Here is a 14,493-nt window from a genome sequence, read left to right on the forward strand (position 1 = left end):
GCGGAAACCCGTTTTTCAGCGCTTCTCCAGTACGAAGCCCGCATCCTCACGGCACCAGGTCGTCGCGGTCCGTCCCTCGTCTCGGAGCAGGCCTTTCTGCACCTTGCCGGTCGGTGTGCGGGGCAGCTCTTCGCGGAATTCGATGTAGAGCGGCACCGCGAAATAGGGCAGGCGGGCGGCCGACCACCGGCACAGCGTTTCCTCGTCGATCAGGCCCGGTTCCTTGAGTTCGGCGGTGATTTTCACTTCGTCCTCGCCGAGTGGCGAGAAGACGGCGTGCACGGCGACGTCGCGGATCGCGGGGTGCGTGCGGAACACGGCCTCCAGTTCGAGGGACGAGATGTTCTCGCCGCGGCGGCGGAGGTAGTCCTTTTTCCGGTCGACGAAATAGAGATAGCCACGCTCGTCCATCCGCCCCAGATCGCCGGTGTGGAACCACAGGTTGCGCCAGGCCGCGACGGTCGCCTCGGGTTTGTTCCAGTAGCCCTTGAACATGATGTGGGGATGCAGCGGCCGGCAGACGATCTCGCCGACCTCCCCGCACGGCAGCTCCCGGTCGTGGTCGTCCACGATCATGATGTCGAAGAACAGCCCGCTGCGGCCGCAGGAGCCGGGCGGTGCCGGCGGATCGTCGGGGGCCTGGGTGGCGATGACGCATTCGGTCATGCCGTAGCCGGAGGTGGGCTTGGCGGGGATACCGAAGCGGTCCTCCCAGATCCGCGCCAGCGCGGCCGGATACGGCGCGGCCACGATCCGCCGCAGCTGCCCGGAGCAGCGGCGCGCTTCGGCGCTGTCGGGTGCCTGCGCGATCAGCTGCGCCAGCGAGCCCAGCATGTTGACCTCGGTCGCGCCGGACCGCTCGATCTCCGGCCAGAAGCGGCTCACCGAAAAGCGCGGCACGATCGAGGCGGTGGCGTGGGCGACCAGCGCCGACAGCACCGTCATGCCGAGGGCGCTCATGTGGAACAGGGGCAGGCAGGTCCACAACACGTCGTCTTCCCGCACGCCGCGCGAAAAGAAGCTGTACCAGCCCATGGTGCAGACATGGTTGTGGCAGATCATGCAGCCCTTCGACGGCCCGGTCGTGCCGGAGGTGTAGACGATCAGGGCGGTCTCCGACGGGTCGATCGTCGCCTCGGGGGCGGTGTCGCGATCCGAGAGCAGCCGCGCGAATTCGCCGCGGGTGACCACCTGCCGCAGTGCCGGCATGTCGGCCCTGATTTCGGGCAGGCGATCGGCGTAGTCGTCCTCGATCAGCAGGATTTCGGCGCCGCAGTCCGCGATCTGGCCCGAGAGGAAGCTGCCTTTGAATGCGGTGTTGACGGGCACGCTGATCGCGCCCAGCTTGTTCGCGGCGAACCAGAACAGGATCGCCTCCGCCGAATTGTCGAGCATCAGCGCGACGGGCCGGCCAGCCCGCACGCCCATGGCGGCGAGGCCGTGCGCGTAGCGGTTGGACAGCACGTCGAACGCTCGATACGTCAGCGTCTTCCCTTCGAAATCCAGGAAGACCTTGTCCGGCACGGCCGCGACGGCGCGCGCCAGTACGCCGGGGATGGTGTCCACTGGTGGTTTCATGCGCCGGAAATCCCGCCGTTGATGCTCACGAGCTGGCCCGTGATGTGCGCCGCGAGCGGTCCGGAGAGGAACGTGATGAGGTTGGCGAGGTCGTCGGGTCCCGGCAGCCCCAGCGTCGCGCGCTTTTCGATCTTCTCGAACAGCTTGCGGGAAAAGCCGTCGGCCATCACCTTGTCGTAGTTGCGGGTGTCGCGGATCAGCGATGGGCAGGCGGCGTTGACCCGGATGCCGTAGCGCCCCACTTCGCGCGCCAGGCCGCGCAGGAACATGCCCGAACCGCCGAGCGCGCCACCGTGCACGCTTTCGCCCGGGGTCGGCACTTTCGCCGCGTCGGAGATGACGCCGAGGATCGATCCGCCGCCGCGCGCCTTCAGCAGCGGCACCGCGTGGTGGCAGCAGCGCACCAGGCTGGTGAACACCGAGCTGATGACGCCTTCCAGTTCGTCGAGGTCCATGTTCTCGAACAGGTCGGGCTTGCCGTTGCCCGAGCCGCCGTAGCCGCTGTGCACGAAGACGTCGAGCCCGCCGCCGATCTCGGCGGTGCGGGCGAACAGTGCCGCGATGTCCGCACGGCTGTTCATGTCCGCGCGGACGAAGTGGATCTCGGCGTCGGGGGCCTGCGCCGCGAGGTCCGCGCAAACCGCTTTTCCGGAAATCTCGTCGCGTCCGTTGATCACCACCACGGCGGCGCCCTCTTGCGCGAAGGTGAGCGCGGTCGCCCTGCCCACGCCCGAGGTCGAACCGGTCACCAGCGCGACTTTGCCTTCCAGCGTCCGTCCGAACATAAAGAGTGTCCTCCGTCTTCGACAACGCCGTCTGTGAAGAACGATCCCGAACTACTGGCACCCGACTGTCACAAGCCTAGTGTTTCGCGCGTCGCGGTCAACAGTCCGGATGTCACCCCGGGTTTTCCGTACCGGTCACCGGGATCGCGCCGTGGACAGGAATGTCGCCGGGAACTTACGTTTTCCCGCATGCGCACAGTCCCGATCGGCAAGAGCCTCGCGGCCGAGGTGCTCGATGTGGACCTGACCATGCCGCCGTCGGAGGCCCGGCACAGTGCCATCGTCGAGGCCGCGGACCGTTACGCGGTCCTGGTTTTCCGGAACCAGGCGATCTCGGCCGAGCAGCAGGCCGCCTGGCTGAGGACCTTCGGTCCCTTGGACACCGAGGTGCAGCGCTACTTCAACCGGATCGACGCGAACCGGCTCGGCAGTGACGTCGTCACCGACATCTCGAACGTCGATGCCCGCGGCGATGTCGCCGCCCGGCTGGATCGCCAGACGGTGATGAACATCGGCAACGCGTTCTGGCACAGCGACGGGTCGCATTACCACCGGCCGTTCCGCTATTCGATGCTGGCCGCCGTCGCGGTCCCGGCGTGGGGCGGGGAGACGGAGTTCGCGGACCTGCGGGCCGCGCACGACCGGCTGGACCCGCGGACCCGTGACTTCCTGTCGGCCCGGACCGGCGCGTTCTGGTCGGCGTACAACCGGATCCGCCTCGGGATCTTCGATCCGCCGGAGACGCACGGGATCTACCCGCCGGTCGAGTGGCCCCTGATCCGCACGCACCCCGGATCGGGCCGCAAGGTGCTGTGGGTCGGGCAGCCGCTGTGCCAGATCTCCGGGCTGTCGGTACCCGAAGGCCGCGCGCTCGCGAGTGACCTCCTCGAACAGGCCACCCAGCCGGACAATGTGTACGTTCACCTTTGGTCTCCGAGCGATGTGGTGTTGTGGGACAACAGGTCGGTGCTGCACCGTGGCCGCCGGTTCGACTTCGCCGAGCGGCGCGAGCTACGCCGGGTAGGCACGAAGGACGACTTGCACTCGCTCGGCGCCTTGACGATGCCGTCCCGGACCGATCTCAACGACGGGTTCCCGCTGCAGCTCAAGGGTGTCCCCGAAGCCCTGATCTCCTAGCCGGTTTCAGGCTCCTCTTCTTTTTTCGGCATTTCGAAAAATGAGCCGGACGGAGAGTCTCGCGCCACGGCACAAGCGTCTGCTAGCGTCCGAATATCGAGCAGCTGAAAAGAAAAACGCGCGTTCCGGGGGCTGTGACAAGGGAGTCGCACAATGCGGAAGAGGTATCGGCGTGCCGCGGTGGCGCTTTCGGCGGTGGCCTTGCTCGCCGCGGCCTGTGACAGTTCCGCGAGCGGTGGCGGCGATTCCGGTTCGGGCCCCATCCGCATCGCGCTGATGGGCATCATCACCGGCCCGAGTCATCTCGACGGCTGGGACAACTCGTTCAAGCTGGCCGTCGACGAGATCAACGCCGCCGGTGGCGTTCTCGGCCGCCAGATCGAGTACAAGGAATTCGACAGCGGGATCACGCCACAGGCGGCGGCCGACGCCACCAACCTCGCGGTCGAGTACCAGCCCAATCTCATCATCGGGTACAGCGTTTCGGCGGGACTGAAGGCGTCGATCCCGGGGATCAACGCCGCCGGGGTGCCGGTCATCCACAACACACTGGCGAAGCTGACCTCACCCGATTCGCTGGGCTCCCAGCTCACCTTCCGGCTCAGCCCGACCGGGAACCAGTACGCGACCGCGAGCTACCAGTACCTGACCCAGAAGGCGGGCGCCAGGTCGATCGCGCTCGTCAACACCCAGGACGCCTCGCCGGCCGAAGGCGCCGGGGAGTTCCAGGCCGAGGCGGCCAAGGGCGGGGTGCGGGTCGAGCACCGGGCCGTCTCGCCGACCGTCACGGACCTGACCGAGCCCGTGCTCGCCGCCAAGGGCAGCGACGCGCTCTTCGTCTGGGGCTACAACGAAACCGACGCGCTGGCCGTGAAAACCGCGGCGGCCAACGGGTACCAGGGCCAGTACCTGGGCTTCAACACAGCCGCGGCGGCCCAGAACAACCTCATCCCGGCCGGCCTGCTGACCGACAAGGTGCACGCGATGTCCTTCTGTCCCCTCGAGGTGCTCGACACGCCGGCGGCCCAGAAGTACCAGCAGGCCTACACCGCCAAGTACGGCGTCCCGCCGGGGAACTCGTCGACCTCCTCGTACTACGACGCCGTGTACATCTTCAAGAACGTCGCCGAGCAGATCAAGTCCGTGGACCCGGGACAGATCGTCGCAGGGCTGGCCAAGGTCGACTACCAGGGCGCGTGTGGTGAGGAGAAGGCCGACGCCCAGCACAACCTGTCGCATTCGGTGTCGATCCTGAGCTTCGCCGGCGGCAAGCAGAAGGTGGACTCGACCATGAACAACCTGGACGCCGGCTTCTGACTCGCTTCCCGAGAGGGCACCGAATGGCACACTTCGTCGCGATAGTCATCAGTGGCCTGACGCAGGGTTCGGTGTACGCGCTGATCGCGCTCGGCATCGTGCTGCTGCAGAACGCCACGGGTGTCATCAACTTCGCCCAGGGCGACCTGATCACGCTGGGCGCCTATGTCGGGTTCTGGTTTCTGGTGCAGAACCACGGAAACCCGGTGCTGATGTACGTGGTCGTGATCCTGGTGATGTTCGTCGCCGGGGTGGCGCTGGAACGGATCGGCTACGCGCCGCTGCGCAACCGGCAACCGCTCACGATCGTCATCTCGACGTTCGCGCTGGGACTGGCGATCCGCTCGGCGCTGGGCGCCTGGCAGGGCTCGGACGGGCTCAACCTGCCCTCTCCGTTCGGCAGCGGCACGGTCTCGATCTTCGGCGCGGCCACATCGTGGCAGTCGTTGCTGACGATCGGCGTCACCATCGTGGTCGGCGTCGTGCTGTACCTGCTGATGCAGCGCTCCAGCCTCGGCCGCCAGGTCCGCGCGCTGGCCGCGGACCGGGAAACCGCGCTGCTGCAAGGAATCCGGGTCAACCGGCTGTCACCGTTGATCTTCGGCCTGTCCAGCGCGCTCGCCGGGGTCGCGGGTGTGCTGATCGCGCCGGCGCTTTCCGTGTCGCCGAGCCTCGGGTTCAACATGCTGCTCAGTGCCTTCGCCGCCGTCATCCTCGGCGGGGAACGGCTCGGCGGGGTCGCGTTCGCCGCGATCTTCGTCGCGCTGTTCCAGTCGCTGGCCACCGGGTACGTCTCGCCGAACCTGTCGGACGCCTACCCGTTCATCGTGCTCGTCCTGGTGCTGGCCATCCGCCCGCAGGGCCTGGTGAAGGTGGTGCGCGGTGTCCGTTTCTGAGGCCCGGGCGACGCTCAAGGACCTGGCGGCCGGAAAGGTCGTGCCACCACCGGCCTATCGCGGCCGGCAATGGCTGTTCCTGCTGCTGTTCGCCGTGGTCGCCTGGTTCGTACCGGAGATCTACGGCCGTTCGGCGTATCACGACAGCATCCTCAACCAGATCCTGATCAACGCGATCCTGGCGCTCGGGTTCTACTGGTGTTTCCGCCTGGCGGGCCAGTTCACGTTCGGCGTTTTCGCGATGTACGCCGCCGGCGCCTACGTGTCGGTGTGGGGAGCCAACTATTTCGGCGATTTTTGGCTCGGCCTGGTCAGCGCGGCCGTGGTCACCGGCCTGCTGGGCGCACTGGCCAAGCTCGTCTTCGCCCGGCTCTCGCCGATCTATTTCGCGATCGCCACGGTCGGCCTCGGCGGTCTCATGCTGATCCTGTTCCGGGAGTGGGTGAGTTTCACCGGCGGCTACAACGGTGTCGGCGACATCAAGATCCCGGTGTTCTTCGGCGACAAGCTGAATCTCACGCACGAGCGCTACTACCTGATCCTGGCCTTGCTCGTGCTGTTCCTCGCCCTGACGATCGCGGTGATCCGGTCGCCGGTCATGCGCGAACTCGCGATGGCGAGGGACAAGGGGCCGGTCGCGGCGACCGCCGGGCTCCGCCCGCGCACCCTGCAGCTGATCGCGTTCGCCGTCGGCACAGCGATGCAGGGCGTCGCCGGATCCCTCTACGCGCACAATTCCAGCTACTTCAGCCTGGAGTCGTTCAGCGTCGACATCTCGCTCAGCGTCCTGCTGATGGTGCTGCTGGGCGGCCTCGGCTCGATCTACGGGCCGGTGATCGGCGCCGCGATCGTGGTCCTGCTGCCCGAGTTGTTGCGTGGCGCGGAAAAGTACTCGGAGGTCATCTACGCGGCGCTCGTGCTCGTGATCATCGTGGCGTTCCCCGGCGGCATAGCCGATATCCGCCGGGTCGCCGGAAGGTGGGTGCGCCGTGCTCGAGGCAGATAACATCACGGTCCGGTTCGGCGGGGTGGTCGCGGTCGACGACGTGTCACTCACCGTCGGTGAGGACGAGATCGTCGGTCTCGTCGGGCCCAACGGCTCGGGGAAGAGCACGTTCCTCAACGCGGTGACGGGGCTGGTCCGGGCCGAGGGCACCGTCCGGGTGGACGGCGAGCGGATCCGGCTCGGCCGCCAGGGTTGCGTGTCGCGGCGCGGCGTGCTGCGGACCTTCCAGACGCCGCAGGTGCACGACGAGCTGACCTGCCTGGAGAACGTCCTGATCGGCGTTCCCCAGCGCGGCCTGCGTTCGCTGCCCGCCGCGTGGTTCCGGCGGCCGGCGATGGCGCGGGCCGAACGCGGGCGCTGGCAGCAGGCCTACGAGGCGCTCGCCTACGTCGGATTGGCCGCCGCGCAGGACACCCTCGCCGGCGCACTGTCCTATGGGGACCGTCGCAGGCTGGAGCTGGCCCGGGTCTATGTGGGCCGGCCGCGGCTGCTGCTGCTCGACGAGCCGGCGGCCGGGCTGAACCAGCGCGAGACCCGGGGCCTGGTCGAGTTGCTGACGACGTGGCGCGCGGACGGCGGGCCCGCGCTGCTGATCGTGGAACACAAGATCGACTTCCTGGAAAGCCTGTGCCAGCGGATGATCGTGCTCGAACTCGGGAAGCAGATCGCGGCCGGCGCGCCGGCGCAGGTGTGGGCCGATCCGAAGGTTGTCGACGCCTATCTGGGAAAGCTGGTCATCGATGCTTGAAGTCACCGGACTGGGCGTGTCCTACGGTTCGACCCGTGCCGTCGACGACTTCTCGTTCACCGTCGGCTCCGGCGAGGCGGTGGCGCTGCTGGGCGCCAACGGCGCCGGGAAGACGTCCACCTTGCGGGCCGTCTCACGGTTGGTCCGCGGCGAGGGCCGCATCGTCTTCGACGGCGACGATGTCACCGGCACCCGCCCCGAAGAACTGTCCCGGATGGGGCTGGTGCACGTGCCCGAGGGCCGGCGGGTGTTCGCGACCTTGACGGTCAACGACAACCTGCTGGTCGGGCAGACCGCCGGTGGCCGCCGCAAGCGATTCTTCGGCCTCGACGCGATCTACGACCTGTTTCCCGCGCTGGTCCCGCTGCGCAAGCGGTACGGCTGGTCGTTGTCCGGCGGCGAGCAGCAGATGGTGGCGATCGGGCGCGCGCTGATGGCCGCCCCGAAACTGATCATGCTGGACGAGCCGTCGCTGGGCCTGGCCCCGATCGTCGTCAAGGCCGTGTACCAGGCGCTGAGCCAGATCAAGTCCGAACTCGCCGTCCTGCTCGTCGAGCAGAACGCGGCAGTGGCGCTTTCCTTGTGCGACAAGGGACACGTACTGCTGTCCGGACGCGAGGCGCTGTCGGGGACGGCGGCGCAACTCGGCGACCGGGAAGCGCTGATCGACTCCTATCTCGGCCACGGCGTCGACTCCGAGGATGCCCAGGACGGGGAAGCGATCCGGTCCCACTGACTCCTCGTGGCCGGCCCGGCTGCCGCGCCGGCCACGAGTGTGGAATCAGTAACCGGATTCCAGGCCGGTCACGTTCAGGTCGAGCTTCGTCTTGCCGCCGGGGAAGCTCAGGATCGGTACCGAGTGCAGCATGTTGTGGTGGGCGTCGGTCTTCTCCTCACCGCACGCACCCTGGTAGTCGACCTTGGCCAGCCCGTCGGCGATCTTGTCCGGCTCGATCGATTTCCCTTGCTCGGCCACGGTTTTGAAGATGTACAGGGCGTCGTAGTACGCCGAGTACGTCGATTCGGTCGGCACCTCGCCGTACTTGGCGGTGTAGGCCTGCGTGAACTTCTTGGCCGCGGGTGTGTCGACGATGTCGGGCGCACACCACGGCGCCGCGTGCACCTTGTCGGTCAGCAGGCTGGCCGGGATGAGACCGGACCGTACGGCGTTCGAGGCACTGGCCGTCATGATCTGGCCCGTGTAGCCGTTGGCCGCCGCGGTTTTCACGGTCAGCGCGTCGGTCGTCGGGTAACCCCACTCGTTGATCGCGTCCATGCCCTTGGCAGCGAGGATGGGCTCGGTCAGGTCGGTCACCGTGGGCGAGACGCCCCGGCGCTCGGTTCGCACCCCCGCCTTCGCCGCCTGGGTCTGGGCGTTGTCGGCGCCCTCGGTCGGCGCGGCGTCCTGGGTGTTGATGAGCATCATCGATTTGACGCCGGCTTGCTCGGTCAGATACCGCATGCCGGCGAGCGCGAACTGGTCGTTCGTCTGCACGATCCGGAACGTGAGCTTCGAGTCGAGCGAATCGGGTGACGTGAGCGCGGACCGCGTGCCCTGGATGACCGGGATACCGGCGTTGTTGATCGCGGAGGCCGAGGCCTTGAGGCCCGCCGAGACGGAATACCCGAGCAGGAGGTTCGGCTGGTATTCGAGGGCGAGGTTGGTGGCGTCGGCCGCTCCTTGCGGAGTGAGCCCGGTATCGAATTCCTTGTACTCGACCTGACGGCCCAGGATGCCGCCGCTCGCGTTGATCTCGTCGACCGCCAGCTTGAACGCGTTGTCCCAGCCGACCGAATGGTTCGGGCCGGTGAGGATGGCCATGACCGCGATCCGGATCGGGCCCGAACCGGAATCACCGCTCCCGCTCGCCGAACTGTCACAAGCTCCGGCGAGCAGGCCGACCGCCGCCAGCGCGGCGGTGACGCGCCGATATCTCTTCCGCATATGCGACTCCTTTGTCACAGTACAGATAAGTGATGGCAGACGCGCCACCGCGCGGGAACTCACCCATTGGTCTTCGGGACGTACGCCTCGATCTCGGGGATGACCTCCTTGCCGAGCAGTTCGATGGTCTTCATCACCGACTCGTGCGGCAGGTGTCCGAATTGGACATAGCAGATCAGTTCGTCCACGCCGAGATCGGCGTAGCGCTTCATCTTCTGCAGGCAGCGCTCCGGATCCCCGACGATGATCATGTCGGCCTCGTGGAACGACTTCGGGTCGAACTTGCCGTCCCGCATCGCGGCGCGCTGCGGGAAGACCTTGTCCTGCTCCTCCTGCGGCAGGTGCTGCAGTTCCCACTCGATCGTGAACTCCGCGAGGTTCTGGTACCACCACCAGACGGATTCCCAGATGCCGTTGTCCTCGGCCTCGGCCATGGATTCGGCGCAGTGCACGAGCGTGTACGAGGCGATCTTGTTCTGCCGCACCCGCGTGATCGGCGAGACGTTCTTCGCCGCCGCGCGGTAGGTGTCGACCTGCTTCTTGAGGTCGGCGAGCGGACGCAGCGTGGTGAACGACAGCAGGCCCAGCCCCATCCGGCCGGCGATCTCGGCGCTGCTGTCACTGTTGGCCGCGACCCAGCAGGGCGGGTGCGGATCCTGGAACGGCTTCGGCGTCACCATCCGGCGCGGGAAGTCCAGGTACTTGCCATGGAATTCGAAGTACTCCGACTCCCACATGCCGACGATCGCCTCGATCGCCTCCTGCCACATCTCGCGCGACTCGTCCCGCGGCACGCCGAACGCGGTCTGCTCCATCGGCGTGGAGCGGCCGGTGCCCCACTCGACCCGGCCGTGCGAAAGGATGTCCGCGGTGGCGACCTTTTCCGCCACCCGCATCGGCGGGGTGAACGGATGCGGCAGCAGGGTGACCCCGAACCCGAGCCGGATCTGCTCGGTCACCTGGCTGAGCGCGCCCAGCAGCACCTCGGGCGCCGGGCTGTGCGAGCGGCCCTCGCGGAAGTGGTGCTCCACGTGCCAGGTCGTGTGAAAGCCCAGCTTGTCGGCGAGCTTGATCTGCTCGATGGCCTCGCGGTAAGCGGTCTGCTCCACCTTCTTCTGGCCGTACGGGTGCTTGCCCGGCCAGGGCTTCGGTGCGTCGATCTCGTACAACAAGTCGAGTTTCACGATCTGTCCTTTCCTTGTGAAAACCGGTTACTACCCGATGGCGATCGGGTTGATCGGGCTGCCGGTGGCGCCGGGCACGGGCAGCGGTGCCACCACGAGCAGCGACTCGTACACCTGGTCGCGCGCCAGTTCTTCCAGCACGAGATGCTCCAGCAGGTACACGCCGAGTTTGACCAGCAGTTCGATGTGGACGGTGAGAAACGCTCCGTCGAAAGGCAAGGCCTCGACGGCGGAGTTATCGGCACCCACCGCGACCACGTCGTGCTCGCGCACGAACCGGACCGCGTCCATGCCCAGGCCCGGCTGCGGCTGCTGGCCGACCGTGCCGGGGGAGCGGCGGTACCGCTCGAGCCATCCCGTGCGTAGCAACAGGATGTCGCCCGGCCGGACCGCGACTCCCTGCGCCGCGGCACACCCTTCCAGGTCCTGCGTGCTCAACACGCGGTCCGTCAGCTCCGCCTCGCCGAGATAGCGGACCAGATCGAGGAGAACCGCGCGCCCGGCCACACAGCCGACGTTCTCGATGCCCAGGTGCTCGGCGCCGGTATGGGTTCGCATCCCCGTCGCCGGGAAACCGTTGTACATCCTGCCCTCGTGGAACACGTGACTCAACGCGTCCATGTGGGTTTCGTTGTGGGAGGCCAGCACGAGCACGTCCTCGTTGGCGCCGGTGCCCTCAGCGCCGTAAGCCGCCCACAGTTCGTCATCGGTCGAGTTCGTCAGCGTCATCCGCATCGGCGCGCCCCGGTAGGGGACCAGTGGCACGCCGTCGCGCTGGATGGGCAGCGCGAGGCTGTAGGTCTTGCCGGTCCGGCACACCCGGGTCGCGGCATGCACGACGCCGGGGGTGAGCAGGTTCAGCGCGCCACGCTCGTCGTCTTCGCCCCAGCGTTGCCAGTTGCCGGTCCGTCGCGTCGTCTCCGTCATGCGGTTCCTCCCTCACCACGGCATCGCGATGCCGCCGTTGGGCCGCAGGATCTGCCCGGTGACGAACCGGGCCGCGTCGGAGGCGAGATACAGTGCCGCCCAGGCCACGTCCTCGGGGGTGCCGATCAGCCCGAGCGGCGAGTGGGCCCGCATCGGGGCGAGCGTGGCCGCACGCTTCTCCTCGTCGATGGAACCGTCCACACGGGAGTAATGCCGCCGGGTGATATTGGTTTCGACCAATCCCGGCGCGATCACGTTGACCCGGACCCCGGACGCGCCGAGTTCCACGGCGAGGGTGCGGGTGAGCTGCACGACGCCGACCTTCGACACGCCGTACGCCAGCAGGTTCGGGGTGGCCTGGTCGATGGCGCCGGACGCCAGGTTGATGATGCTGCCGCCGCCCTGGGCGACCATCGCCTTGCCGGCCGCCTGACAGCCGAACAGGGCGCCCTTGAAGTTGATGCCCAGCACCCGGTCGAACTCGGCCTCGCCGAGGTCCAGCACCGGCACGTCGATGATGATTCCGGCGTTGTTGCACAGGATGTCGAGCCGGCCGTGGTCGGCGACCACCGCGTCGACCAGCCCGGTCACTTCCTCGCGGTGGCTCACGTCGACCGTCGCGGCTCGCGCGCGGCCACCGGCCGCGCGAATCCGCTCGGCGGTCTCCTCGGCCGTGTCGCCGGAGACGTCGGCGCAGGACACGATCGCGCCCGCGGCGGCGAACATCTCGGCGATACCCCGCCCGATCCCGCTGCCGGCACCTGTCACGATCGCGGTGCGGCCGGTCAGATCGGTCAGGTTGGTCGGGTTGGTCACGGGGTTGGCGCCGTTCACCGCAGCCCCTCCAGCGTCGCGTCGTCCATCTCCCACATCGCCTTGATCGTGGCGCCGCCGTCCACCACGAGCGTCTGCCCGGTGATCCGCTCGGCGAGCGCGGAGGAGAGGAACAGCACCGCGTTGGCGATGTCGTGGGCGCGGGGCGCGGCGAGCGGGTTGACCCCGTTGACCGCGTACTCGCCCTCGGGCTGGTCTTCGTTGCCGCTGCCGACATTGCCCGGGGCGACCCCGTTCACCCGGATCCCGTGCTTGCCGAACTCGTGGGCAAAGGTCTTGACCAGTGAGACCACACCGGCCTTGGCCGCGCCATAGGGAGCGTGCTGCGCGGCCGCGACGAACCCGTCGACCGACGCGAGCGCGACGATCGACCCGCCCGTGCCCTGTGCGATCAGGTGCCGGCCCGCGAGCTGGAAGAAGTAGAAAACCTGGGAGAGATTGCGCTGGATCGTCGTGTCCCAGACCGCCGGGGAGAAGTCTTCGGCGCGGTCCCAGGTGGCCTCGCCGATGATGTCGACGCAGACGTCGACGCCGCCGAGGCCGTGCACCGCCTCGGCGATCGCCCGCTCGGCCTCGGCGTAGGACTCCATGTCCGCGATGACCGGGAACGCGTTCCCGCCCGCGGCCTGGATCTCCTCGACGATCGCTTTCGCGCGGCCTTCGTCGATGTCGATACACGCCACGGTCGCACCGGCGGCCGCGAGGTTCAGCGAGCTGAATCGTCCGTGCCCGGCCCGTTCCGGGATGTAGCCGGCACCGGAGACGATGGCCCGCTTTCCGTTGAGCCCCAGATCGATCACTGCTCGTTCTCCTCCGAGTTGGTGGCGCGCCGGCGGAACCTGGTGGTGCGGTGCACGGGATCGGTGTCCAGCTTGGGAATGACGTGCTCGCCCAGCAGCCGGATCGTCTCCAGGATGGCTTCCTTCGGCTGCCAGCCCGTGCTGAACACGAGCTGGTCGCACCCCGCGGCCTGCCAGCGCCGGGCCTGCGCGAGCGCGTGGTCCGGGTCCCCGATGAGGCGCCCCGCCTCGCGGACACGCGGCATGTCGTCCGGCGTGAGCGGGGGGAGTACCTCGGGCCAGCGCGGCACGTTGTCCGGGTGCGGGAACGTGTCGTGATAGCGGAAGACCAGTGATTGCTGGTAGGTCATCTCCGGCAGGCACGCGACCTCGACGGCGGCCCGCGCGTCTTCCGCGACGGACGCGACGGTGGTGACCATGATGTTGTCGTTGACGAAGGCGCCGATGGGCTCGGCCTCGGTGATCACCTTTTTGTACGTCTTGAGCACGGGCTCGAGTTCGGCGATGGAGGCCACGCCGAAGCCGAGCACGCCGAGTCCCTTGCGGGCCGCCATTTCGTAGCTGGACGTGCTGCCCGCCGCGTACCACATCGGGGGATGCGGTTTGGCCCACGGCTTCGGCAGCACCTTGCGCGGGGGGAGTGACCAGTATTTCCCGCGGTAGCCCGGATATTCGTCGTTCAGCCACATCTTGGGGAACTCGGCGATGACGTCTTCCCAGATGTCGCGCGTCTTCGACAGGTCGTCCATCCCGAGGTCCTGCAGGAAACCCAGGATCTCATGGCTGCCGGCGCCACGGCCGGTGCCGAACTCGAACCGCCCGCCCGAGACGTGGTCCAGCATCGCCACCGTTTCGGCGACCTTCGCGGGATGGTTGACCGCGGGCAGCGGGTTGAAGATCCCCGAGCCGAGGTGGGCGCGCTCGGTGGCGTGCGCCAGGTAACCCAGCATGACCGCGTTGGCCGACAGATGTGAGTACTCGTCCAGGAAATGGTGCTCCGAGGCCCACACGTACTTGAACCCCGCCCGGTCCGCGGCGATCGCGACCTCGAGGTCGTTCATCAGCGACTGGTGCTCGTAATCCGGATTGTTCCGGCGATTCGACTCGTAGACCGGTGCCTGGATGAAGATGCCGAACTCCATTGTTCCCCACCGATTTCGCCATTTCGAAAGCGTTTTCAGATCCACGGCCAGTGTGCGGAGACCGCGGCGTCATTGTCAACACGTGCGGCCGATATTCGCGCGCCTTTCGATATTGCGAAAAAAGCATTTCGAGACGCGACCGGCAAACAGACGTGGGCCCGGCCGATAGCACGGCCGGGCCCACGTCTGTTTGC

At 67.6% G+C, this 14,493-nt stretch carries 14 protein-coding genes; 6 read left to right on the forward strand and 8 right to left on the reverse strand.

What is annotated here, in order from left to right; genetic code table 11:
- Window positions 1–15: 15 nt before the first annotated feature.
- Window positions 16–1,578: an AMP-binding protein gene (locus LOZ83_RS27965; RefSeq protein ID WP_236794683.1), complete on the reverse strand. Its 1,563-nt coding sequence runs from the start codon at window positions 1,576–1,578 to the stop codon at window positions 16–18.
- A complete protein-coding gene (locus LOZ83_RS27970; protein ID WP_236794684.1) occupies window positions 1,575–2,363 on the reverse strand; it encodes an SDR family NAD(P)-dependent oxidoreductase in 789 nt (262 codons plus the stop codon). The genes LOZ83_RS27965 and LOZ83_RS27970 overlap by 4 nt, the downstream gene beginning before the upstream one ends.
- A gap of 189 nt (window positions 2,364–2,552) precedes the next feature.
- Between LOZ83_RS27970 and LOZ83_RS27975 the strand changes: the two genes are divergently transcribed.
- From LOZ83_RS27975 to LOZ83_RS28000, 6 genes are all read left to right on the forward strand, one after another.
- Window positions 2,553–3,500 carry a TauD/TfdA family dioxygenase gene (locus LOZ83_RS27975; protein WP_236794685.1) on the forward strand — a complete coding sequence of 316 codons (948 nt, stop codon included), beginning with the start codon at window positions 2,553–2,555 and terminating at the stop codon, window positions 3,498–3,500.
- Between the two features lie 153 nt (window positions 3,501–3,653).
- The gene (locus LOZ83_RS27980; RefSeq protein WP_236794686.1) at window positions 3,654–4,817 is read left to right on the forward strand and encodes an ABC transporter substrate-binding protein; all 1,164 of its coding nucleotides are present in this window, start codon (window positions 3,654–3,656) and stop codon (window positions 4,815–4,817) included.
- Between the two features lie 23 nt (window positions 4,818–4,840).
- Window positions 4,841–5,713 carry a branched-chain amino acid ABC transporter permease gene (locus LOZ83_RS27985; protein WP_236794687.1) on the forward strand — a complete coding sequence of 291 codons (873 nt, stop codon included), beginning with the start codon at window positions 4,841–4,843 and terminating at the stop codon, window positions 5,711–5,713.
- Window positions 5,700–6,719, forward strand: coding sequence for a branched-chain amino acid ABC transporter permease (locus tag LOZ83_RS27990; RefSeq protein WP_236794688.1), 1,020 nt, complete (start codon window positions 5,700–5,702; stop codon window positions 6,717–6,719). Before LOZ83_RS27985 ends, LOZ83_RS27990 begins: the two co-directional genes overlap by 14 nt.
- Window positions 6,703–7,467 carry an ABC transporter ATP-binding protein gene (locus LOZ83_RS40565; RefSeq protein WP_236794689.1) on the forward strand — a complete coding sequence of 255 codons (765 nt, stop codon included), beginning with the start codon at window positions 6,703–6,705 and terminating at the stop codon, window positions 7,465–7,467. Before LOZ83_RS27990 ends, LOZ83_RS40565 begins: the two co-directional genes overlap by 17 nt.
- Window positions 7,460–8,203: an ABC transporter ATP-binding protein gene (locus LOZ83_RS28000; RefSeq protein ID WP_236794690.1), complete on the forward strand. Its 744-nt coding sequence runs from the start codon at window positions 7,460–7,462 to the stop codon at window positions 8,201–8,203. Before LOZ83_RS40565 ends, LOZ83_RS28000 begins: the two co-directional genes overlap by 8 nt.
- Before the next feature lie 45 nt (window positions 8,204–8,248).
- Here LOZ83_RS28000 and LOZ83_RS28005 read toward each other — a convergent pair whose 3' ends face one another.
- From LOZ83_RS28005 to LOZ83_RS28030, 6 genes are read right to left on the reverse strand one after another with little or no spacing between them, the layout of a single operon-like run.
- Entirely contained in the window at window positions 8,249–9,412 is a 1,164-nt protein-coding gene (locus tag LOZ83_RS28005) for an ABC transporter substrate-binding protein (RefSeq protein ID WP_236794691.1), read from the reverse strand.
- 59 nt (window positions 9,413–9,471) lie between these two features.
- Complete coding sequence (locus tag LOZ83_RS28010) at window positions 9,472–10,596, reverse strand: LLM class flavin-dependent oxidoreductase (RefSeq protein ID WP_236794692.1); 1,125 nt, start codon at window positions 10,594–10,596, stop codon at window positions 9,472–9,474.
- A 30-nt stretch (window positions 10,597–10,626) separates the two neighbouring features.
- Entirely contained in the window at window positions 10,627–11,523 is an 897-nt protein-coding gene (locus LOZ83_RS28015; RefSeq protein ID WP_236794693.1) for a cyclase family protein, read from the reverse strand.
- Window positions 11,524–11,535: 12 nt separating this feature from the next.
- On the reverse strand, window positions 11,536–12,357 hold the full coding sequence (locus LOZ83_RS28020) for an SDR family NAD(P)-dependent oxidoreductase (RefSeq protein ID WP_236794694.1): 822 nt from the start codon (window positions 12,355–12,357) through the stop codon (window positions 11,536–11,538).
- On the reverse strand, window positions 12,354–13,157 hold the full coding sequence (locus tag LOZ83_RS28025) for an SDR family NAD(P)-dependent oxidoreductase (protein WP_236794695.1): 804 nt from the start codon (window positions 13,155–13,157) through the stop codon (window positions 12,354–12,356). Before LOZ83_RS28025 ends, LOZ83_RS28020 begins: the two co-directional genes overlap by 4 nt.
- Complete coding sequence (locus LOZ83_RS28030; protein WP_236794696.1) at window positions 13,154–14,299, reverse strand: LLM class flavin-dependent oxidoreductase; 1,146 nt, start codon at window positions 14,297–14,299, stop codon at window positions 13,154–13,156. Before LOZ83_RS28030 ends, LOZ83_RS28025 begins: the two co-directional genes overlap by 4 nt.
- Between the last annotated feature and the right edge of the window lie 194 nt (window positions 14,300–14,493).

It is taken from the genome of Amycolatopsis sp. GM8, from assembly GCF_021653975.1.
Lineage (GTDB): Bacteria > Actinomycetota > Actinomycetes > Mycobacteriales > Pseudonocardiaceae > Amycolatopsis_E.

Coding starts and splice junctions, on each gene's coding strand:
- LOZ83_RS27965 (WP_236794683.1), bottom strand. CDS start 1,578: ATGAAACCACCAGTGGACACCATCCCCGGCGTACTGGCGCGCGCCGTC.
- LOZ83_RS27970 (WP_236794684.1), bottom strand. CDS start 2,363: ATGTTCGGACGGACGCTGGAAGGCAAAGTCGCGCTGGTGACCGGTTCG.
- LOZ83_RS27975 (WP_236794685.1), top strand. CDS start 2,553: ATGCGCACAGTCCCGATCGGCAAGAGCCTCGCGGCCGAGGTGCTCGAT.
- LOZ83_RS27980 (WP_236794686.1), top strand. CDS start 3,654: ATGCGGAAGAGGTATCGGCGTGCCGCGGTGGCGCTTTCGGCGGTGGCC.
- LOZ83_RS27985 (WP_236794687.1), top strand. CDS start 4,841: ATGGCACACTTCGTCGCGATAGTCATCAGTGGCCTGACGCAGGGTTCG.
- LOZ83_RS28000 (WP_236794690.1), top strand. CDS start 7,460: ATGCTTGAAGTCACCGGACTGGGCGTGTCCTACGGTTCGACCCGTGCC.
- LOZ83_RS28005 (WP_236794691.1), bottom strand. CDS start 9,412: ATGCGGAAGAGATATCGGCGCGTCACCGCCGCGCTGGCGGCGGTCGGC.
- LOZ83_RS28015 (WP_236794693.1), bottom strand. CDS start 11,523: ATGACGGAGACGACGCGACGGACCGGCAACTGGCAACGCTGGGGCGAA.
- LOZ83_RS28030 (WP_236794696.1), bottom strand. CDS start 14,299: ATGGAGTTCGGCATCTTCATCCAGGCACCGGTCTACGAGTCGAATCGC.